The sequence below is a fragment of the Bradyrhizobium sp. S3.7.6 genome, from assembly GCF_054061875.1.
In genome coordinates, this window is the sequence record NZ_JBSSEQ010000001.1 from 6,128,589 (window position 1) to 6,148,411 (window position 19,823).

19 protein-coding genes and 1 pseudogene are annotated in these 19,823 nt (G+C 62.8%); 12 read left to right on the forward strand and 8 right to left on the reverse strand.

Features of this window, described 5'->3' with window-relative positions; genetic code table 11:
* Positions 1 to 22: 22 nt before the first annotated feature.
* Together ACVJ5M_RS30300 and ACVJ5M_RS30305 are read right to left on the reverse strand one after the other, a co-directional pair.
* Complete coding sequence (locus ACVJ5M_RS30300) at positions 23 to 991, reverse strand: catechol 2,3-dioxygenase (RefSeq protein WP_038955078.1); 969 nt, start codon at positions 989 to 991, stop codon at positions 23 to 25.
* Positions 992 to 1,359: 368 nt separating this feature from the next.
* Complete coding sequence (locus ACVJ5M_RS30305) at positions 1,360 to 1,578, reverse strand: hypothetical protein (RefSeq protein ID WP_231144588.1); 219 nt, start codon at positions 1,576 to 1,578, stop codon at positions 1,360 to 1,362.
* On the opposite strand from ACVJ5M_RS30305, the gene ACVJ5M_RS30310 reads away from it, so the two are divergent.
* The 5 genes from ACVJ5M_RS30310 (at position 1,577) to ACVJ5M_RS30330 (ending at position 9,548) form a co-directional block, all read left to right on the forward strand.
* The gene (locus tag ACVJ5M_RS30310) at positions 1,577 to 3,166 is read left to right on the forward strand and encodes an ATP-binding protein (RefSeq protein WP_224580704.1); all 1,590 of its coding nucleotides are present in this window, start codon (positions 1,577 to 1,579) and stop codon (positions 3,164 to 3,166) included. The genes ACVJ5M_RS30305 and ACVJ5M_RS30310 overlap by 2 nt on opposite strands.
* A gap of 250 nt (positions 3,167 to 3,416) precedes the next feature.
* On the forward strand, positions 3,417 to 6,311 hold the full coding sequence (locus ACVJ5M_RS30315; protein WP_231144587.1) for an ATP-binding protein: 2,895 nt from the start codon (positions 3,417 to 3,419) through the stop codon (positions 6,309 to 6,311).
* 274 nt (positions 6,312 to 6,585) lie between these two features.
* On the forward strand, positions 6,586 to 8,358 hold the full coding sequence (locus ACVJ5M_RS30320) for a di-heme-cytochrome C peroxidase (protein WP_063983960.1): 1,773 nt from the start codon (positions 6,586 to 6,588) through the stop codon (positions 8,356 to 8,358).
* Positions 8,359 to 8,472: 114 nt separating this feature from the next.
* Positions 8,473 to 9,054: a peroxidase-related enzyme gene (locus ACVJ5M_RS30325; protein ID WP_063986449.1), complete on the forward strand. Its 582-nt coding sequence runs from the start codon at positions 8,473 to 8,475 to the stop codon at positions 9,052 to 9,054.
* A complete protein-coding gene (locus ACVJ5M_RS30330; protein ID WP_063983961.1) occupies positions 9,051 to 9,548 on the forward strand; it encodes an MgtC/SapB family protein in 498 nt (165 codons plus the stop codon). Before ACVJ5M_RS30325 ends, ACVJ5M_RS30330 begins: the two co-directional genes overlap by 4 nt.
* Positions 9,549 to 9,580: 32 nt before the next feature.
* On the opposite strand, the gene ACVJ5M_RS30335 is transcribed toward ACVJ5M_RS30330, so the two are convergent.
* Both ACVJ5M_RS30335 and ACVJ5M_RS30340 read right to left on the reverse strand, forming a co-directional pair.
* Entirely contained in the window at positions 9,581 to 9,748 is a 168-nt protein-coding gene (locus ACVJ5M_RS30335; protein WP_166094532.1) for a hypothetical protein, read from the reverse strand.
* A gap of 139 nt (positions 9,749 to 9,887) precedes the next feature.
* Positions 9,888 to 10,619 (reverse strand): Crp/Fnr family transcriptional regulator, encoded by a 732-nt coding sequence (locus ACVJ5M_RS30340; RefSeq protein ID WP_063983962.1) that lies wholly within the window; start codon positions 10,617 to 10,619, stop codon positions 9,888 to 9,890.
* 162 nt (positions 10,620 to 10,781) lie between these two features.
* Between ACVJ5M_RS30340 and ACVJ5M_RS30345 the strand changes: the two genes are divergently transcribed.
* Positions 10,782 to 10,985, forward strand: a complete 204-nt coding sequence (locus ACVJ5M_RS30345; RefSeq protein WP_063983963.1) for a hypothetical protein — start codon at positions 10,782 to 10,784, stop codon at positions 10,983 to 10,985.
* A gap of 43 nt (positions 10,986 to 11,028) precedes the next feature.
* Here ACVJ5M_RS30345 and ACVJ5M_RS30350 read toward each other — a convergent pair whose 3' ends face one another.
* Together ACVJ5M_RS30350 and ACVJ5M_RS30355 are read right to left on the reverse strand one after the other, a co-directional pair.
* Positions 11,029 to 11,172, reverse strand: a complete 144-nt coding sequence (locus ACVJ5M_RS30350; protein ID WP_166094525.1) for a hypothetical protein — start codon at positions 11,170 to 11,172, stop codon at positions 11,029 to 11,031.
* Between the two features lie 446 nt (positions 11,173 to 11,618).
* Positions 11,619 to 12,248: a ParB-like protein gene (locus ACVJ5M_RS30355; RefSeq protein WP_063983964.1), complete on the reverse strand. Its 630-nt coding sequence runs from the start codon at positions 12,246 to 12,248 to the stop codon at positions 11,619 to 11,621.
* A gap of 338 nt (positions 12,249 to 12,586) precedes the next feature.
* Between ACVJ5M_RS30355 and ACVJ5M_RS30360 the strand changes: the two are divergent.
* From ACVJ5M_RS30360 to ACVJ5M_RS30385, 6 genes and pseudogenes are all read left to right on the forward strand, one after another.
* Positions 12,587 to 12,929 (forward strand): annotated as a pseudogene (locus tag ACVJ5M_RS30360) (hypothetical protein).
* A gap of 209 nt (positions 12,930 to 13,138) precedes the next feature.
* A complete protein-coding gene (locus ACVJ5M_RS30365) occupies positions 13,139 to 13,426 on the forward strand; it encodes an acyl carrier protein (protein WP_007592476.1) in 288 nt (95 codons plus the stop codon).
* A gap of 10 nt (positions 13,427 to 13,436) precedes the next feature.
* Positions 13,437 to 13,907 carry a 3-hydroxyacyl-ACP dehydratase FabZ family protein gene (locus ACVJ5M_RS30370; RefSeq protein ID WP_063983966.1) on the forward strand — a complete coding sequence of 157 codons (471 nt, stop codon included), beginning with the start codon at positions 13,437 to 13,439 and terminating at the stop codon, positions 13,905 to 13,907.
* Positions 13,904 to 15,109, forward strand: coding sequence for a beta-ketoacyl-ACP synthase (locus tag ACVJ5M_RS30375; protein WP_063983967.1), 1,206 nt, complete (start codon positions 13,904 to 13,906; stop codon positions 15,107 to 15,109). Before ACVJ5M_RS30370 ends, ACVJ5M_RS30375 begins: the two co-directional genes overlap by 4 nt.
* Positions 15,110 to 15,156: 47 nt before the next feature.
* The gene (locus tag ACVJ5M_RS30380) at positions 15,157 to 16,434 is read left to right on the forward strand and encodes a beta-ketoacyl-ACP synthase (RefSeq protein ID WP_063983968.1); all 1,278 of its coding nucleotides are present in this window, start codon (positions 15,157 to 15,159) and stop codon (positions 16,432 to 16,434) included.
* An 8-nt stretch (positions 16,435 to 16,442) separates the two neighbouring features.
* Positions 16,443 to 17,375, forward strand: coding sequence for a lipid A biosynthesis lauroyl acyltransferase (locus ACVJ5M_RS30385; protein ID WP_063983969.1), 933 nt, complete (start codon positions 16,443 to 16,445; stop codon positions 17,373 to 17,375).
* Positions 17,376 to 17,601: 226 nt separating this feature from the next.
* Here the strand turns inward: ACVJ5M_RS30385 and ACVJ5M_RS30390 are convergent, their stop codons facing one another.
* Both ACVJ5M_RS30390 and ACVJ5M_RS30395 read right to left on the reverse strand, forming a co-directional pair.
* Positions 17,602 to 18,408, reverse strand: a complete 807-nt coding sequence (locus ACVJ5M_RS30390; protein ID WP_063983970.1) for an outer membrane protein — start codon at positions 18,406 to 18,408, stop codon at positions 17,602 to 17,604.
* A 301-nt stretch (positions 18,409 to 18,709) separates the two neighbouring features.
* On the reverse strand, positions 18,710 to 19,822 hold the full coding sequence (locus ACVJ5M_RS30395; protein WP_231144586.1) for a polyamine ABC transporter substrate-binding protein: 1,113 nt from the start codon (positions 19,820 to 19,822) through the stop codon (positions 18,710 to 18,712).
* Between the last annotated feature and the right edge of the window lies 1 nt (position 19,823).

Consider the following 19,823-nt stretch of genomic DNA (forward strand, 5'->3'; position numbering starts at 1 on the left):
CCCTTCGGGTCCGGGTCATGCTCTAGCCGTGCTTCTTCGCCTCCACCGGCGGTGTGCCGTGGGTGTGGAACGACTCGATCGTCTTCAATCCCCACGCCTGGCCCTTCTTGCGCTCCTCCTCGGTCCACACGATCGGCTTCCAGTCGGGGGCGAGGATGAGGCGCGCGCCGGCATTGGCGACCTCGACGCGGTTGCCGCCGGGCTCGTAGACATAAAGGAAGAAGGTCTGCTGGATCGCGTGCTTGTGCGGGCCGGTCTCGATGTGCACGCCGTTCTCCAGGAAGATATCGGCGGCGCGCAAAATCTCCTCGCGGCTGTCGAGCGCGTAGGTGACATGGTGGAAGCGGCCGGGTGTGCCGGAGTGGTCGAGCGAGTAGGCGAAGTCGTAGCTCTTGTTCGACATCGTCAGCCACATCGCCGCTTCCCGCCCGTCGTTGAGCACGATCTGCTCGGTGAGGCGGCAGCCGAGATAGTTTTCGAAGAACTCGCGGTTGGCCTTGATGTCGACGGCGAGGCAGTTGAGGTGATCGAGGCGGCGGACATTGACGCCGCGCGCGGGAAAGCGTTGCGCCTGGTTCTTCAGCGCGGGTCTAAGCTCCGGCGGCGCCTGGTACCATTCGGTCTCGTAATAGAGCTCGACGATATGGCCGTCAGGGTCGCGGCAGCGGAAGGTCGGCCCCTGCCCCATGTCGCCGTCGATCCAGCCGATGTCGAAGCCGGAGCCTTTCAGCGCGGCGACGCGGCGCTCCAGCGCCTGCTGGCTGCGCGCGCGCAGCGCCATATGCTCCATGCCTGATGTCTTCGACGCCGTCAGCTTGAGCGAATAGCGCTCATAATCGTCCCAGCCGCGCAGGTAAACCGACTCGCCCTTCTGCCCGCTGACGGTCATGCCCATGACGTCGACGAAGAATTTCAGGCTCTCGTCGGGCTTCGGCGTCAGCAGCTCCATGTGGCCGAGATGAGCAAGATCAAGGATCGGTTCGGGCTGCATGCTTTCCTCCAGGCGTGACTGCGATCCGCCGGACCGGATCGCGCAACCGGACGCAAGGCTGCAAACGCGCTCGAGCGTACGGGGGCGGCATCCAGGCCGCAGGTTCATTTGTACTAATGTACAAATGATTAGGTCCCGTCAACAAATCAAAACATGGCCGTCCGGATCGAGTGACGCGCCAGCCGGGATGACCTCCATCCCCGAACGGCGGACCGACTGGCCGAATGGTAAAATCTTCCTTAAGCGCTGTCGGGCCTATCGGCCTAGAAAAGCGGCATCCCCCTACCGATTCCGCCCGCAAGTATGCATTAGGAGCAAATCTCTCAACCGAATTGTCGCAGATTTAACAAAGCCCCCGCGCCTGCCGTTTAACCGTTTGTCCAGCCGCGGCACGCATAGTCAGGGTTAAACCCCTTGCTCATGCCAGGTTCATTCATCGTGACATCCTTTGGACGCGTGATTTCGGTACGCGGGTCGCTCGCCCGGGTCGGGCTGCTGGCGGCAAGCCAGATGCCGGTCTCAGAAATTCGGGCCACCGTCGGCCGTTTCGTCAGCATCCGCTGCGCCAGCTCGGTGATCGTCGCCATGATCACCGAGGTGTCCTGCGAGAACCTCTCGAGCTCCGACTACATCGCCATCGCGTCGGTCGACCTGCTCGGCGAAATCCACAATGCCGCCGACAAGGCCAAGTTCCAGCGCGGCGTCACCAACTATCCCACCATCGGCGATTCCGTCGACCTGATCACGAGCCAGGAGCTGCGCACGATCTACGCGCCGACCGGATCGGACCAGATCAATGTCGGCTTCCTCCAGCAGGACCGCTCCGTCGTCGCCTATGTCGACGTCGAGGAAATGCTCTCCAAGCATTTCGCGGTGCTGGGATCGACCGGCGTCGGCAAATCCACCGGCGTGTCGCTGCTGCTCAACGAGATCCTGAAATCACGCCCGAACCTGCGCATCTTCCTGCTCGACGTGCACAACGAATATGGCCGCTGCTTCGGCGATCGCGCGCTGGTGCTCAACCCGCGGAACCTGAAGCTGCCGTTCTGGCTGTTCAACTTCGAGGAAATCGTCGACGTGCTGTTCGGCGGCCGCGCCGGCGTGCCCGAGGAGCTCGACGTCCTCGCCGAGGTGATCCCGATCGCCAAGGGCATCTACACCCAGTATCAGAACACCGATCGGCTCGGCCTGAAGCGCATCGATCCCAAGCAGGTCGGCTTCACCGTCGACACGCCGGTGCCATACCGCCTGGTCGATCTGATCTCGCTGATCGACGAGCGCATGGGCAAGCTGGAAAACCGCTCCTCTCGCATCATCTATCACAAGCTGATCTCGCGCATCGAGGCCGTCCGCAACGACCCGCGCTACGCCTTCATGTTCGACAACGCCAATGTCGGCGGCGACACCATGGCCGAGGTGATCAGCCATCTGTTCCGCCTGCCCGCCAACGGCAAGCCGATGACGGTGATGCAGCTCGCCGGCTTCCCGGCCGAGGTCATCGATTCCGTCGTCTCGGTGCTGTGCCGCATGGCCTTCGACTTCGGCCTGTGGAGCGACGGCGTGTCGCCGATGCTGTTCGTCTGCGAAGAGGCGCACCGATATGCCTCCGCCGACCGCAATGTCGGCTTCGGCCCGACCCGCAAGGCGGTGTCGCGCATCGCCAAGGAAGGCCGCAAATACGGCGTCTATCTTGGCCTCATCACCCAACGTCCAGCCGAGCTCGACGCCACCATCATCTCCCAGTGCAACACGCTGTTCACGATGCGTCTGGCCAACGAGCGCGACCAGGCGCTGCTGCGCGCCGCGGTGTCGGATGCCGCCGCGAACCTGCTGTCCTTCGTGCCATCACTCGGCACCCGCGAAGTCCTGGCGTTCGGCGAAGGCGTCGCGCTGCCGACCCGCCTGCGCTTCAAGGAGGTGCCGCCGCACCAATTGCCGCGCGGCGAAGCCACCATCTCAAGCGTGCCGTCGGTCACCTCCGGTCACGACATGCATTTCGTCGGCGCCGTGCTCGAGCGCTGGCGCGGCGCCACCTCGCAACGCGACGTGCCGAACGACCCGGTGTTCTCGCAGCCGCCCGCAAAGACGCTCGCGACCGCCGAAGCGCCGATGCTGCAGCCCTCGATGGGGCTGGACCCGGATCGCTTCTCGCTGCTGAAGAAGCCACTGCGGTAAGGAACGGACACCGCTTCGGCAAATTCCGCTGTCATGCCCCGGCTTGACCGGAGCATCCAGTACGCCGCGGCCCCTCGATTCAATCACGATCGCCTCTGGAATTTCCCGAACAGCGGACAGTCGTGAAAGACGGGGAATGCCCCCGGATATCGCGGCTCAAGGCCGCGTCTCGCGGATAGCCCAAGGCTTGTCCTTCGTGCTACCTTTGCCTTTTAGAGCCGGTTTGAGCACGCGGGGCGCGAAGATGTCCGTGGGCGGTGCCAATATTGCGGATCGTAACATCATAACGGTGCTCGCCGTCGACATGGTGGGTTCAACTCGCCACATCGCGGCTTGCGATCCCGATGAAGCTCAAGCGTTTTTGGACCAGTGGCTGGATCACATCCGCAACTCCGTGGAGCGTCTCGGGGGACAGATTGTCCACTATGCGGGAGACGGTGGCATTGCCATATTCGGCTGGCCAACCGCATATGAGGATCATGCGGATCGTGCGTGCATCGCAGCCTGGGACATTCAGAGTCATAGCCAGTCGTCCGGCCCCAGGGGAGATCCGGTCAATTTTCGCGTCGGACTTCACTCCGGCCTGGTCGGCTTACGCATAGGCGGCAAAAATGCCATCGCCCGCTTCGACGTTGCCGGAGCGACCGTGCACGTTGCTGCCAAGCTGCAGCAGGAAGCAGCGGCAGGCGAGATCAGGGTTAGCGCCGAAACCGCAAAGCTGTGCCGATCGCCACTCGGCCTTACGGCGCACAAGACGACTTCGGGAATCGCCGATCGGGTCATCGAGGCCTACACGCTAAATGCCCGGCCGGACGATGTCGATCACAACGAAATCGCCAGCCGCTATCAAAATCCGATCGTGAATCGGGTCGACGAACTTGCGGCGCTTCGGGAGCTCCTCCCGCGCCCGGGCGCCAAAAGCTGCTCCGTCACGCTGCTGGGCGAACCAGGTATCGGTAAGAGCCGCCTTGCGACAGCCGTAATGACCGAGGCACTGACATCCGACGTGCGATGCTGCGTCTTTTATGGCGGCGTACAGAAACGTGCCACCGCATTCGCCGCCGCCCGCACCTTGGTGGGCGACATGCTCGCTGCAAACAGCTCATCTTCGGATGCACATATTCGTGAGGCTCTCGCGGAACTGCACATCGAGGCAGCCGATCGCAGAAAGCTCGAAGCCCTATTCATCGCCGGAAAAGCGTCCTCTCGCCAACGATTGACCGACAATACGCAAACGCAAATTGCACGTGCACTTGTCAATGCCTTCCTCGCATTGGCGCTTGATAGACCAACTCTCTTGCTGATCGAAGACCTCCAGTGGATCGATCCGGAAAGCCGCCATTTCCTGAAATTGCTCGCGCGCGCAAGTACCCCAAAGCCGCTTTGCATATTGCTGACCGGACGTCCGGAATCATCAGACCAGTCCATGGAGATTGCGGACTCGCTCATTCATCTACAACCGCTGTCGCGGGCCTGCATGGAGGCTTTGGGACGCCAATTGTGGCCGAAAACTCGATCCCCGACCGTGTTTGCGAGAGCAATCGATCGCGCCGACGGCGTCCCCTTCGTATTGGAAGAGTTCTTGCGTTCGGCGGACGCGACGAACGCAACGAGCGAACATTCGCTGCCTCAGAGCGTCGAGTCCGTGATTCATGCGCGCCTGCAACGGCTTTCTCCGAAGTTGAAGGCATTCGTGCAGACGCTCAGCCTGCTGGGAGAGGAGGTCGAAATCCAATTGGCTACGACGGTGCTCGGCGTGGACGTAGGCGAGCTGCTGACTGCGTTGTTCGAGCTTGCCCGATTTGCTTTTGTCCATCCGCTTGCGGGTAACTCCGTGCGTTTCCGGCATCAGATCATCGCCGAGGCCTGTGCAAACACGATACCGCGTGGCCGGCGTCTGGAAATCCACCAGGCCGCTGTCCAGGCGATCATTCGGCGTTACCCGAATCTGGATGGTCGTTACGAACAGTTGGCCTTTCATGCAGAGGAAGCCGGAGATGCTGATGCTGCACTTGGCTACCTCTGGGACGCCGCCGTCGAAGCGCGCCGGAACGCCGCAGCCTCATCGCTCAGTTTGATATACGACCGGGCGCTCAAGCTCATCGAGCGTCTTGGGGAAGCCGCCGAAGAAAAATATGTCGACTTCGGTCGAATGAGCTTCGCTTCGATGCTGCAACTCGGCGAATTCAAAAAAGTAAATATGCATTTGCCACGGACGTTGGAGCTGGCGCGGCGCCAAGGCAGGATTGCTCACGTGTGCAGCGTCCAGTCGCAACTCGGGATGGTCTACTGGTTTGAGGGCCGGTATGAAGAAGGGCTGCAAATAACGAGCGAGGGACTGAGGACGGCTCGAGCGCTGAAATCGACTGCACTCATATTTTCAAATCAGACCATCATGGCAAATGTGTTGCACAGCATGGGCCACGTCCATCGCGCGATTGCGGCGATGGACGAACTGAATGAAATGCTCACAGGAGAACTCGAGACTGCCCGTCTCGGGACACCGGCCGGTCCAAAATGCACGGTTTTGGCATTCAGGAGCTGGTTCATGAATGCAACAGGTCAATATGCGGAGGCGCTCGGATTCGCATTGCGTGCATTGGAGATCGCAGTTCGCGAACAGGATTCATATGGGCAAGTGCTCGCCCGCATTACGATGGGACGAAATCTCCTCATGCTCCATCGAAATGACCAGGCTGTGGAATGCTTGTCGATTGCAAGGGAGATCGTCGAACGTAACGGCTACGATGCCAGCAAGGCCAACCTGACCGGAGCAATGGCGACCGCTCTGGCACGAACAGGCCAGGCACATCAGGCCGTCGACCTGATAGACGCCCGTATGGAGAGCGGCACGCATCTGCGGACAGGCCAGATCGAGCTCTGCCTTCTCTATGCGGGTTACGCTGAGGCTCTCGTTCGGGACGGGAAATCCGAACGTGGCCTGAGCGCCTTGGATGACGCTCTTTCCATCGCCAGGACCATCAGGAACCCATGGCTGATTGTCGAATGTCTTGGTTTGAGGGTGCGACTGCTCGCCGAGGCGAAGCCTGGCACCGCCCGCGTCGCTGAGGATCTCGCCGAGATGCACGCGATTTGCGATCAGTTTGGCATTGTTGCCTGGGACGGATCCCGGCTCGCGGTTTAGCAAGGCCGCTCGTGTCGAGACACACCAGTTCACCGGGCCCGTTTCGTGGGCTCGCCGCGCTTCAACGGGCGCGGCATGCAATCCGGGGCTCCGACCCGGAGCAACGACCTTGACGGGACTTTGCCAAGAAGTACAATCTCGAGCATCGGACGGCTATTTCTGACAGCTCTCGTCGCTACCGGGCGAGCTGCGTCTCGCCGAGCTGCGCATATCTCCACAAATTCTGATTTCGAGAAAACGGGTGGTTCAATTGTAGTTCACGGAGGCTCATGCGATGCGTCGTGTCGCTTTCCTCATTCGCTTTGCGCTGGTCGTCGCTGCAAGTTCGGGAATTGAGACCGCTCTCGGCGATCCGATATATGTCGACCAAGGCCCGACATGGACAGCGGAAGACAGGGCTGACTACTACACGCGCGACCAAGGCTCCCGCTTAATCAACCTCACCTGGTTACGGGCATTGAAAGCGAAGGACGGACAACCGTTCCTCTCGGATGGTCTTACCCGATACGGCTTTCTCCCAAATCCGGGCAATAATACCAACCTCCCCGTCGGCCTCCACACCACGGGTCCCGCAGAGTCCCAGATGGTCGGGATAACATGCTCCGCGTGTCACACGCGGCAGGTTGAAGTTGGGGGCAAGACGTACCGCATCGACGGCGGTCCGGCGTTTATGGATTTCCAGGAGTTCCTGAGCGACCTGGACAAGGCGGTAGGAGACGTAACCGCAAGCGACACGGCATTCGCTGCATTTGCTGCGGCCGTCTCCCAACCTGCGACACCTTCTGCTGCCGATGTTGCCGCACTACGTCAGAGGGTTGATGCATGGCACCGGCGCGTTCATGCATTCGTGACCGGTACATTGCCGCCAGTTGGTTGGGGCCCCGGACGTCTGGACGCGATCGGGATCATCTTCAACCGCATATCCGGCACCGACGTTGGGCCGCCGCCCGATTTTTTGATCCCGGAGAACATGAAGATTGGCGATGCTCCGGTGCGCTATCCTTTCCTGTGGAATTCACCGATGCAGAACCAGACCGACTGGGCCGGTTTTGTGTTGAATGGAAACCGCGTCTTCGCACTAGCCCGGAACGCGGGACAGGCTCTCGCATTCGGCAACTTCGAACCAAGGCGCTCGTTCGGCCCGTTCTTCAACTATGCCAACTCCATCAACTTCGATGGACTGAAACGACTTGAGGAATTGCTCCAGAAGATGGGCCCGCCAAAATGGCCATCAGATTGGCCTATCGACTCGAAGCTGGCTAAAGACGGTCAAAAAATCTTCGAGAGGCAGTGCAGCAAGGGGTGTCACGAGAAGAAGGAAGTCCGTGCCCTGCGCGACCTGTTTGTTACGACGTGGGTGACGCCGGTTCAGAACGTCGGCACCGACACACGTCAATTCGACGAGCTTGGTTGGAGGGTGAAGACCGGCGCGCTGAAGGGAGCAGGTATCCCGTTGATCGCCAGGCACCTCGAGGAGGAGGATTATGCCGTCCACATGATGTTCAGTGCAGTCGCCGGAGCGATCCTCGACAATAAGCTGTATCTGGGGAGCGACGTCGGCCCCGGTGACGGCTTTGGCTCCTCGTTGCCTCCCAACGCCCAAAAGGCGCCCTCCACATCCCTCTCTCTGTCACCGGCTCCGGTCAAGGCGTCCATCGCGCCGCCCAGCAGCGCGCAACCTCCGAACCAGCCAGAAAGCCTGACGATCGAACCTGGGACGCTTCTTGAGCGGACCCTCAACAGAGGCGAGTATGAAGCTCGCGTGCTGGAGGGAATTTGGGCCGCGGCGCCTTATTTGCACAACGGCTCGGTGCCGACATTGGCGGAATTGCTCGTACCGCCTGCGAAGCGCATGTCACAATTCAAAGTTGGCGCGAGATACGACATCAAGAATGTTGGTCTTGACGTCACACAAGAGGGGCCAACTCGTCCAGTCACCGATTGCAATGACCTCAATTCAGGAAACAGCCGGTGCGGGCATGACTATGGCACGCGCTTGAGCGACGACGAAAAGAAGGCACTCCTCGAATATTTGAAGACTCTTTGAGAGCCTCGGCTCTGTCTGCGCTAGCCAGGATGTAGTCCGCGCATGCGCTTTGCGCTAAGGACTGCGATCGACTATGTTCCGCGCTTCCCCGAGAGCCCCATCCGGAACATCGTCATGCCCCTTCCTCCTTCACAACGCTTCCCCGCACCCGCCCTCGACACGCTCCCCGACGACATCCGCACGCGCCTGCTCGCCGTGCAGGAGAAGAGCGGCTTCGTGCCGAACGTGTTCCTGACGCTGGCGTACCGGCCCGACGAGTTCCGCGCGTTCTTCGCCTATCACGACGCGCTGATGGAGAAGGACGGCGGCCTCACCAAGGCCGAACGCGAGATGATCGTGGTCGCGACCTCGGCGGCCAACCAGTGCCAGTATTGCGTGATCGCGCACGGCGCGATCCTGCGCATCCGCGCCAAGAACCCGCTGATCGCCGACCAGGTCGCGGTGAACTATCGCAAGGCCGACATCACGCCGCGGCAAAAGGCGATGCTCGATTTCGCGATGAAGGTCTCGGCCGACGCACAGCGCGTCTCCGAGGAGGACTTCGGGGCGCTTGCACCGCACGGCTTCAGCGACGACGACATCTGGGACATCGCCGCGATCTCCGCCTTCTTCGCGCTGTCCAATCGGCTGGCAAACTTCACCGGCATGAGGCCGAACGAGGAGTTTTACCTGATGGGGCGCTTGCCGAAAAAATGACGGAGCTCGACTGGTCCGAAATCCTTGCTCGTCTCGGTGCCGCGACCGTCGCCGCCGGCGCGATCGGCCTCGACCGCGACCTGCACGGCAAACCGATCGGGCTGAAGACGCTCGGCATCGTCGGGCTCTCCACGGCGACCGTGGTTCTGCTCGCCCTGCAGCTCGCCGAGCCAACCAGGGTCGCCGATGCCACCAGCCGCGTCATCCAGGGCATCCTCACCGGCATCGGCTTTCTCGGCGCCGGCGTCATCGTGCATCAGAGCATGGGATTTCGCGTCCGCGGGCTGACCAGCGCCGCCTGCACCTTTCTCGCGGCCTGCATCGGCATCGTCTGCGGCGCCGGACAGTGGAAGATCGTCGCCGTCGCGCTGGCGCTCGCCTTCGTGCTGCTGACGGTGGGCCGCCACATCGAGCGACGGCTGCACCGCATGCTCGGCGGCAAGGGGGATGCGCACACCGCGGAGACGTCTCCGGACGCGCCGCCGCGGACCTAGCCGGCTGCGCCAGCACGCGGCTCTCACATCCGTCACGTTTTCCGTCGCTGGCTCCAGAAGCTTCCGACACCGACGATGGCGGTGACGAGCAGAACGGCAACGAAGGTCTGGATGATCGTGAAATTCAGGGCATCGCGCGCGACGAACAGCGCGGTGATGGCACCGGCAACGATGAACAGAATGCGAAAGATTGCGCTCACGGTGATGCCTCCGGGTCAGCATGACTCGGAGCCACCTGCGCCCTCGACATTCAGGCAACACCGGTTCGGCAATCATGCCGACGGACCATAGCGCCCTGCACCGATACGAATTTGCGGTAGGTCAAGTCGCCTGCGCGCCTCAAAGCGTTGGCGACTGATGCAGGTAACGGCCGTCGAAATCGGCAAGTTCCAAGAATTTCCGCTCGTCCAGCACCGTGACGCGGCCGCGGTGCAGCTCGACGATGCCCTCCTGCCGCAACTGCTTGATCACGCGGTTGGCGTGCACCCCGGTGATTCCCAGGGCTTCGCCGATCTGCTCCTGGGTCAGCGGCATCTCGAAGCTGTTGCCGTCAAGACGCCCGATGACCCGGAGGCGTTCGCGCAGCTCGATCATGACATGGGCAAGCCTTGCGGGCGCGGGACGCTGGCCGACATTGACGATCCATTCGCGAAACATGGCAGCGTCGATCAGCGTGTCTCGCCAGAACAACTCGGCGACGCTTGGACTGCGCTGGTGCAATTTTCGCAGCGTTTCGTGACTGATGAAGCCGAGCGTGCATGGCGTCAGCGTCGACAGATCGTGATCCATCACATGCAGGAACAGGCTCATCAGGTCGGGGATCTCGCCGGGGATGTGGATAGAGAGGATCTGACGCTTGCCGCTTGCTATCGTCTTGGAACGCGCACAGAAGCCATCTGCGATCAGGCAGCAATCGGTTGCGCGCTCGCCGTCGTGCACCACGGGCGCCTCCGCCGGATATTGACGAACCGCGATTGGGAGCGCCTCGATCTCCTTCACGTCGTCGTCCGAGATGCCTGAAGATGTACGCAAACGCCTGACAAGCGCAGCACGGATCGTATCGCTAGGCACGCGAGCTAGCTCCGGTTGGTATGAGGTGGGATCTGTATTGCAATCCCTGGCGCCGAAGCGCCGCTGCAATGAAAAACCCGCGATCCACGCCCCCGGTTCCAACAAAAGTTAAGGACGCCACTCGCCTCCCCATGGTTGGCTTTGCGCCGGAAAGGTGCAGCCATGACCAAGAAGCGCAACCGCACGCGACCGGCCCTGTCACTCCAGGAGCGCCTGAACAGGTTCACGCAGGACGCCCGCGCCGCGGCCAAGAAGCTGCCCGCCGGCACCGAACGCCACACACTCTTGCAGAAGGCGCGCAACGGCGAGGCAGCCGCCGAGATCGAACGCCTTCTGTCCTCACCCGGCCCGCAGCACCAGAAGTGATCGTCCCACCGTTGCGTAGCGGCGACTGCGAGGCGCTACACCGCTAGCGCTGCGCCATCAACTCGAGCGCCGGAGCAAAGCGCTCAGAGAATGTCAGCGTCTTGGCGTGGCGAACTGCAGCAAACGATGCCGAGATTCCTGCTGTGGCGACTGCGAGCAAGGCGATTACGAAAACCAGACGGCGCATTTCGGCCTCCTGTGTGAGCTCGACTACCCACCAGAGATGGGGTGGCTCTGTTTCAGGACGGTTTCATCCCTGCAGAAAATGACTTCGCTCAAGCGGCTGTGATGAGATCCGGCTTCTCGGGCCGCCGCGCCGTAACCAACTAATAATCATCGTCGTTGTCTTGCGACGGTCGCGAGCGGCAACGGGAATTTCGCGCCAGCGACCACGATCATGAATCGCAAGACTGCCGCGATAAGCAGTATTCGCGGGAACGCGGAGTCATCGAGGATTGCTCAAATGAACGTCGTCATCCGGAGGCTCAATGTCTGTGGCACCTCGTCGTCGGCTCGTGCCAAATCCGAACGCCCTTCCTGGCAACCCAGGACCGCGCGCTGGTCGTGAGCTACGCCCGGCGCGTCTACCCCGGCGCCAAGATCTTTCAGCGCGACTGATGCGAGCGGTTGCGCCTAATCGTCATCCGCCGGCCCGCACCAGCCGGGCAGATAGATAGCGTCCTTGCTCTTGGCCGCGGACAGGGCCTTCTCGAGCGCCTTGTCGAAATTGGCATCGACCGCCTTGCGCGTCAGTTTCCGGCGCAGAAAGTCGGCCCACAGGAATTCCGAGAACGGCGTGGTATCCTTGGCGAAGCCGCCCATGCGGCGGAGCTCGCCGGCAAGGCTCCGGAACGGATCGTCCTTGAGATCGACGACCGATTTCGGCAGATCGCGGAACGGACGCCGCTCGCCCTTGGAATCGTAAGGATAGACCCAGCGCTTGTTGTCCATCACGCCCCAGAAAGCTTCGCGCTCGACCATTCTGAGGTCGCCGACCACGGTCACCAGCACTTCCTTGACGCCCTCGTCGTGCAATGCGCGGCCGAGATGATGATGGTCGATCACGTAGTAGCGCTGGTCCGGTCCGTAGACGACGGGGATCATGTGATTGCCGAGCAGGTCGGCCTGCTTCTTCTTGCCGTGCTCGCGCCAGCGCTTGCGCTTCTCCTTGACCTCGCGCATGCCGACCGTCATCTGCGTCGGCCGGAGCGACAGGATCGGCACCGGATGCACTCTCGGTTCGCGTGCGTTGGTGGTGGTCATGATGAAGGCCCCTCACATGGTTGCAACCGGTGGTCCGGTTCCCTTGATTATGCCATGGGCCCCGCGGCGGCAAAATGCGTTCGATCCGGCCGCGGATATCACAAGCAGATGTTCACGGGAGCCGACGGTGCGTGCTTCGGCGGTGTTGTTGCAACGCAACCTCCGCTTCCTGTCACCGACCTGACAGCCGGCGCCGCGTTCGCTCGCGAGCCGCTCCGGAAATATGCCATGCAAGATAGTGCGAAAGCGCAATGCACGTGCGCGTTGAGAAGATTTTCTGCAAGGCATTCACGACGTATGCTATCTAAAAACCGCTGCTTCGGAGTGATCCCCGCACCATGAAAACACAGCGGCCCATCAGCTCGGATGACGAGCACCGGGTGCTCCAGTTCAGGCCGCGCAACGCGTCTCCCCCGCCGGTCCAACGGGGCAGCGGTACCGTCCAGCCGCTGCGCGTCGCGCCCGAGCCGCTCGACCTGTCGCGCTACGAGAAGCCCCGCCCGGAACCGGACAATTTCCGCCACCGCATGCTCGCCAATATTGCGGCGCTCGCCTTCACCATCGCGCTGACCGCGATCGGGATCTGGCTCGCGGTGAGCATTGCCGACCTGCGCCGCACCCAGGATTGCGTACTGATGGGGCCGCCGCGACTGCGCCAAGATCACGACGCCCCATATCTAGGCACCCCCCGGGTGAAAAGGCCGCCGACGGCATCCCCAGCCCTGTCGCCGGGGCCGCCCGGCTCCATTGAACTCAGGGCGGCGCTCCGATATACGGGCTTTCGACCCGGCCAGAGGGGGGGGTTGAGGGCGTCATCGGGGCGCGATGCCCACCCACCGTTCCACTCTGGAACCTCAGACAAATATCAGCAATATATCAAAGGCTTAGTGATGTCCTCCACATTCGATCAGGTCGCTACGATCATCGCTGAAACCTGCGACATCCCGCGCGACACGATCACGCCGGATAGCCACGCCATCGATGACCTCGGCATCGACAGCCTCGATTTCCTGGACATCGCGTTCGCGATCGACAAGCAGTTCGGCATCAAGCTGCCGCTGGAAAAATGGACCCAGGAGGTCAACGACGGCAAGGCGACCACCGAGCAGTATTTCGTGCTGAAAAATCTGTGCGCCCGCATCGACGAACTGGTTGCGGCCAAGGGCGCGAGCGCCTAAGCGCGCGGTCATGCAACTCGAATACTTCCACATGATCGATCGCGTCGTCGACCTCAACGTCGACGCGAAGACGATTGTCGTCGAAGCCCTGGTCCCCAAGGAGAGCACGATCTTCGAGGGGCACTTCCCGGGCTATCCCCTGATGCCCGGCGTGCTCCTGATCGAATCGATGGCCCAGGCCTCGGGCTGGCTTCAGCTCGGCGTGCTCAAGTTCGAGCGCATGCCGATCCTGGCCGCCGTCAAGGAGGCCAAGGTCCGCGGCTCGGTCTTCCCCGGCGATCTCATGACCATCGAGGCGACCCTGTCGCATCAGGGCTCGGGCTATGCGGTGACCGAGGCCAAGATCAAGGTCGGCGGTAAGCTGCGCGCGAATTCGACGCTCACCTTCACGCAGATCCCCTTCCCCAATGCGGATATGCGCGGCTTCATGGACGCGGTCGCCAAACGCGTCGGCTTCCCGCAACAGGCCGGATCGCCATGACTGACACTGCTTCGAAGCCCGGCCAGACGGAAGTCTGGATCACCGGCATTGGCCTTGCCACCTCGCTCGGCGAAGGCCTGGACGCCAACTGGGCCGCGCTTCAGGACAAGCGCATCAATGTCGACGAGAAGGGCTTTGCGCCCTGCATCGTGCATCCCCTGATGCCTGTGACCTTCGACAGCCAGATCCCGAAGAAGGGCGACCAGCGCCAGATGGAAGCCTGGCAGCGCATCGGCACCTATGCCGCGGGCCTTGCGCTCGATTCCGCCGGGATCAAGGGCAACAAGGACATCCTGTCGAAGATCGACATGGTGGTGGCCGCCGGCGGCGGCGAGCGCGACCTCAATGTCGACTCCGGCGTGCTCACGGCCGAGGTCAAGGGCGCCAATGCGCCCGGCTTCCTCAACGAACGGCTGATGAGCGATCTCAGGCCGACGCTGTTCCTGGCCCAGCTCTCGAACCTGCTCGCCGGCAACATCGCCATCGTGCACGGTCTCGGCGGCACCTCGCGCACTTTCATGGGCGAAGAGGTCGCGGGTGCCGATGCGGCGCGCATTGCGCTCGCGCGCATCGCCTCGGGCGAGAGCGACATCGCGCTGATCGGCGGCTCCCACAATGGCGAGCGCAAAGACCTGATGGTCCTCTACGAATTCGGCGACTTCAACCTGAAAGACAAGTTTGCTCCGGTGTGGGCGCGCAAGGATCACCCCGGTTTCGCGTTGGGATCTGCCGGCGCGTTCCTGGTGCTGGAATCGAAGGCGCACGCGGAAGCGCGCGGCGCAAAGCCGTTCGCAAAGCTGTCGAGCGTCGTTGCCGACCTCGCCCGGCGCAAGCAACCCGGCGACACGGCCGCGACGCTGGAGAAGCTTTGGGAAAAGCTGCCCAGGCGCGAGGGCAAGGGCGCGATCATATCGGGCGCGACCGGCGCGGAGCCCGCGACGTCAGAGGAGCGCGGCTTCCTGAAGGGCCATGCTGACTTCCCGGTGCGTTCGACCGGCACGATGTTCGGCCACGCCATGGAAACGCAATTCCCGCTTGGCATCGCGCTCGCGGCGCTGTCGATCTCGCGCGGTGCGCTGTTCCCGCCGAACGATTCCACCGGGACCGAGATTGAAATGCAGGGCGCGCCCACCCAGATTGTGGTGGTGGGGGCCGGACACTGGCGCGGCGAGGGCATGGCTCTGGTCGAGGCCGTAAGCTGAAGCGCGTCGCGCTTTGGCGGATGCTCTAGCTCAATCGGGGGATCGACATGACTGCACCACGCGACAAACTCGGGCGTCCCGTCGTCGTCGTCACCGGCATGGGCATCATGACCTCGCTCGGCAACGGCAAGGCCGACAATTGGGCGAAGCTCGTGGCCGGCGAATCCGGCATCCGCACCATCACGCGCTTTCCGGTCGACGGCCTGAGGACGACGATGGCCGGCACGGTCGATTTCGTCAGCGTCGATCCGTTCTCCTCCACCGGCCTGTCCGAGCGGATGGCTGAGCTCGTCACGCAGGAAGCGCTCGCGCAGGCCGGCATCGGCGCCAAGGCCGATTTCCCCGGTCCGCTCTTCCTTGCGGTTGCACCGGTCGAAGTCGAGTGGCCGCAGCGCCGTGAGCTCGGCCGTGCCGTCGGCGCGCAGGATATCACCTATGACGATCTGCTGCGCATCTCCGGCGGCGGCAAGTACAGCGCCTATCACCACCGCTTCATGTTCGGCTCGGTAGCAGCTTATCTCGCCGAGACCTTCGGCACCAAGGGCTCGCCGATCTCGCTGTCGACGGCCTGCGCCTCGGGCGCGACCTCGATCCAGCTCGGCGTCGAGGCGATCCGCCGCGGCGAGACCGATGCCGCGCTGTGCGTGGCAACCGACGGCACCGTGAACCCCGAAGCTCTCGTGCGGTTCTCGCTGCTCTCGGCGCTGTCGACCCAGAACGATCCGCCGCAGGCGGCCTCCCGCCCCTTCTCCAAGAACCGCGACGGTTTTGTCATGGCCGAAGGCGCCGGCGCCCTCGTGCTGGAAAGCTACGAAGCAGCGACCGCGCGCGGCGCAAAAATCCTCGGCGTGATCGCCGGCTGCGGCGAGCTCACCGATTCCTTCCACCGCACCCGCTCTTCGCCTGATGGCAAGCCGATCATCGGCTGCATGAACAAGACGCTGGCCGATGCCGGCATGACGCCGGACCAGATCGACCACATCAACGCGCACGGCACCGCGACGCCCGAGAACGACAAGATGGAGTTCAACACGACATCGGCCGTGTTCGGCGATCTCGCGCAGAAGATCCCGGTGACCTCCAACAAGTCGATGGTCGGCCACACCATCTCGGCCGCGGGCGCGGTCGAAGCGATCTTCTCGCTGCTCACCCTCGAGCATCAGCGCATTCCGCCGACGATCAACTACGACAATCCGGATCCCACGATCCTGTTCGACGTCGTCGGCAACAAGGCGCGCGATGCCCGCGTCACCGCGGTCATGTCGAACTCGTTCGGCTTCGGCGGCCAGAACGCCTCGCTGATCCTGACCCGCGAACCGGCCTGACCGGACGCATGGCGCTGTTACCTGCGAGCATCAAGGCCCGCGCGCGGGAGGCTGCCAAGTCGCTCGGCGGAAGCCTGATCGGGGCCACCACCGTCGGCATGCTGCGCACCACGCGCTATTTCGATCCGGCCAAGACCTCGGACTTCTTCTCCCGCGTGGTGAAGACGATCGGCCCGCGCCTGCGCGAGCACCGCATCGGCCGCGCCAACCTCACCGTGGCATTTCCGGAGAAGTCGCCGGAAGAAATCGAAACCATCCTGATGGGCGTGTGGGACAATCTCGGCCGCGTCGGTGCCGAATTCGCCCATATGGACCAAGTCTGGGATTACGACCGCGATCATCCGGAAAAGAGCCGGATCGAACTGCCCCAGCGCAGCATCGAGCTGTTCGACCAGATCCGCGACGACGGCAAGCCGGCGCTGATCTTTGCAGCCCATCTCGCCAACTGGGAACTGCCGGCGCTCGCCGCCGTCGCGCATGGGCTGGACACTGCGATCCTCTATCGCCGGCCGAACATCGCCTCTGCCGACCGCATCATCCAGGAGATGCGCCAGGTCAACATGGGCACGCTGATCGCTGCGGGGCGCGACGCGCCTTTGCGCCTCGCGCAGGCGCTGAAGGACGGCAAGCACGTCGCCATGCTGATCGACCAGTACCTGACCGGCGGCGTCGAGGTCACCTTCTTCGGCCGCAAGACCCGCGCCAATCCGATGCTGGCGCGCCTGCTGCGCCAGGTCGAATGCCCGATCCACGGCGTCCGTATCATCCGCCTGCCCGGCAACCGTTTCCGCGGCGAGCTGACCGAGGAGATCCCGCCGGTGCGCGACGCCGACGGCAAGATCGACATCCAGGGCACGACGCAGGCGATCACAAGCGTGGTGGAAGGCTGGGTGCGCGAGCATCCCGAGCAGTGGCTGTGGCTGCACAGACGGTGGCGGTAGCGAGCCGCCAAACGGCTAACGCGGCTACCTATTCCTCATCCTGAGGAGCGCGAAACGCGCGTCTCGAAGGATGCAGGCCCGGCCGGTGGCCTCGCCCTTCGAGACGCGCGCGAAGAGCGCGCTCCTCAGGGTGAGGGTCTGGCCTTCTCTCTACCGAAAGACTTCGTCCCAAACAAAAAGGCCCCGGCGCATGACCGGGGCCTTCGCGTTCAAGCTCTCGAACCGTTCAGTACTTCGCGACCACCGGTCCACCGAACGTGTAGTTCACGCGCACCGTGCCGATGTCGATGTCCTGGCCGATGCGGTGGGTGCTTGGCGGCGCGGCGAAGGGGGCAATGGTGTTCGTGGTCACGTCCCGGCTGCCCATGAACAGATGATCGTATTCGACAGCGACAGACCAGCCCGGCGCGAAGCCGAACTCGATTCCCGCTCCCACGGTCCCTCCCCAGCGCGTCTCGGAGCCGACGGCACCGGTCTGGCCGGCGACGACGGCGAAGAACGGCGCGAGAGCGGCCGCGCCGGCCGGCGTCACCGTGAGCGAGTATTTGTCGTGAACGACGGCCGCACCGCCCTTGGCATAGAGCAGCACGTTGTTGAAGGCGTATCCGACCTGCCCCGTGAACAGGCCGAAGGCGTCGACCTTGGTGACGTCGTTGAGGAGAGAGGTGGTACCAAAGACGGCATACTGGCTCGCGTTGCTGCCCCTAAAATCGGCCCAGTTGCCCTGCGCTTCCAGGCCGAACACCCAGTTGGCCGCCTGCCAGCGATAGCCGATCTGTCCACCGACGGTGGCGCCTGTCGCGTTGTGGCACCCCTCGGGAACTGACGGCACGATCGGGAAGCCGGAATCGTTGAAGATGTCCCAGCAGGTGTGCGCAGAACCGCCGCCACCGTTGATACCGAGATAGAGACCGCCCCAATTGTAGACCGGCGCCACGACAGGAGCCTTGGTGTAACGCGGGGCCATGTCAGCCGCCGACGCCGCGGTGACGAACAGCAACGAGCCGGCCGCAGCCAGAACAAATTTCTTCATCGGGGCAATTCCTATGAACGAATGTATTCCGGTTCCATACACCGGAACAGCGCCGGACGCTGTCACCCCACGGACACATCCGGATACCATCGCAACGACGTCAGGTTGTATGCGCAATCTGAGAAGACCGGCCGCAGATCGGCACCGCGCGCGCTGCTTCAGGTCATTGCGTCCGCGCGTCGATGAAGCCCAGGCGTCATCGCGACTTAAGCACCGCCACCGCCGGCGACCCGCAGGTGACGCTTCTACTGTGCATGGGGTTGTTTTGCAGATTTTGGCTTCCGGGCGGTCCCCAGAGCGACTACCGCCCTGTCTTCACCTTGGTCCACAGCCGATTGATCACCCGCTGGGTCGCAGGCTCACGCGCCGTGATGACGAACAGTTTTGCGAGCGTCGCCTCGTCCGGATAGATGTTCTTGTCGTTCAGGATTTTCGGATCGACCAACTTCTGGCTGGCGAGGTTGCCGTTGGCGTAGGACAAAAAGTCCGAATTCTTGGCGGCAACGTCAGGACGGTAGAGATAGTTGATCAGCTCGTAGGCTTCCTTGACGTTCTTGGCATCCGCGGGGATCGCGAGATTGTCGAAGAACATCTGCGCGCCCTCCTTCGGGATGGCGTAGCCGATCTCGATGCCACCCTTCGCTTCGGCGGCGCGTGCGCGCGCCTGCATGATGTCGCCGGACCAGCCGACCACGAAGCAGATCTCGCCGGTGGCGAGCGCGCTGAGATATTCGGACGAATGAAACTTGCGCACGGAAGGGCGGACCTTCGCGACGATTTCGGCGGCCTTCTCGAGGTCGGCCTGCTTGGTCGAGTTCGGATCGAGCCCGAGATAGTTCAGCGCCGCGGGGAAGATGTCGTCGGCGGAGTCGAGCATGTGGACGCCGCAGTCCTTGAACCTCGCCAAATTCTCCGGCTTGAAGACGATGTCCCAGCTGTCGATCTTCGCGTCGGGCCCGAGGATCTGCTTCACCTTGGCGACGTTGTAGCCGATGCCCGTCGTGCCCCACATGTAGTTGGCGGCGTAGACATTGCCAGGATCGTAAATGCCAAGGCGCTCGGTCACCACCGGCCAGGCATTGGAGAGGTTCGGCAGCTTCGACTTGTCGAGCTTCTGGAGGATGTTGGCCTTGATCTGGCGCTGGAGGAAATAGGCGGTCGGCACCACGACGTCATAGCCGGACTTGCCGGCCATCAGGCGCGTCTCCAGCGTCTCGTTGGCATCGAACGTGTCGTAGACCACCTTGATGCCGGTCTCCTTGGTGAAGGCATCAAGGACGTCAGGCGCCATGTAGTTGGACCAGTTGTAGAAGTTGACGACCCGCTCCTCGGCCCCTGCGGGGCCAGAAAGCAACGTCAGCGCCGCGGCGATTGCAAAACCAAGGCAAAGCCTGGAGCGGCCGACGTTCGTCATC

Excerpts from the sequence above, each read along its gene's own strand:
- ACVJ5M_RS30300 (WP_038955078.1), bottom strand. The coding sequence starts at position 991 with ATGCAGCCCGAACCGATCCTTGATCTTGCTCATCTCGGCCACATGGAG.
- ACVJ5M_RS30310 (WP_224580704.1), top strand. The coding sequence starts at position 1,577 with ATGATCACCGAGGTGTCCTGCGAGAACCTCTCGAGCTCCGACTACATC.
- ACVJ5M_RS30305 (WP_231144588.1), bottom strand. The coding sequence starts at position 1,578 with ATGGCGACGATCACCGAGCTGGCGCAGCGGATGCTGACGAAACGGCCG.
- ACVJ5M_RS30320 (WP_063983960.1), top strand. The coding sequence starts at position 6,586 with ATGCGTCGTGTCGCTTTCCTCATTCGCTTTGCGCTGGTCGTCGCTGCA.
- ACVJ5M_RS30325 (WP_063986449.1), top strand. The coding sequence starts at position 8,473 with ATGCCCCTTCCTCCTTCACAACGCTTCCCCGCACCCGCCCTCGACACG.
- ACVJ5M_RS30330 (WP_063983961.1), top strand. The coding sequence starts at position 9,051 with ATGACGGAGCTCGACTGGTCCGAAATCCTTGCTCGTCTCGGTGCCGCG.
- ACVJ5M_RS30345 (WP_063983963.1), top strand. The coding sequence starts at position 10,782 with ATGACCAAGAAGCGCAACCGCACGCGACCGGCCCTGTCACTCCAGGAG.
- ACVJ5M_RS30350 (WP_166094525.1), bottom strand. The coding sequence starts at position 11,172 with ATGCGCCGTCTGGTTTTCGTAATCGCCTTGCTCGCAGTCGCCACAGCA.
- ACVJ5M_RS30355 (WP_063983964.1), bottom strand. The coding sequence starts at position 12,248 with ATGACCACCACCAACGCACGCGAACCGAGAGTGCATCCGGTGCCGATC.
- ACVJ5M_RS30365 (WP_007592476.1), top strand. The coding sequence starts at position 13,139 with ATGTCCTCCACATTCGATCAGGTCGCTACGATCATCGCTGAAACCTGC.
- ACVJ5M_RS30370 (WP_063983966.1), top strand. The coding sequence starts at position 13,437 with ATGCAACTCGAATACTTCCACATGATCGATCGCGTCGTCGACCTCAAC.
- ACVJ5M_RS30375 (WP_063983967.1), top strand. The coding sequence starts at position 13,904 with ATGACTGACACTGCTTCGAAGCCCGGCCAGACGGAAGTCTGGATCACC.
- ACVJ5M_RS30380 (WP_063983968.1), top strand. The coding sequence starts at position 15,157 with ATGACTGCACCACGCGACAAACTCGGGCGTCCCGTCGTCGTCGTCACC.
- ACVJ5M_RS30385 (WP_063983969.1), top strand. The coding sequence starts at position 16,443 with ATGGCGCTGTTACCTGCGAGCATCAAGGCCCGCGCGCGGGAGGCTGCC.
- ACVJ5M_RS30390 (WP_063983970.1), bottom strand. The coding sequence starts at position 18,408 with ATGAAGAAATTTGTTCTGGCTGCGGCCGGCTCGTTGCTGTTCGTCACC.
- ACVJ5M_RS30395 (WP_231144586.1), bottom strand. The coding sequence starts at position 19,822 with ATGACGAACGTCGGCCGCTCCAGGCTTTGCCTTGGTTTTGCAATCGCC.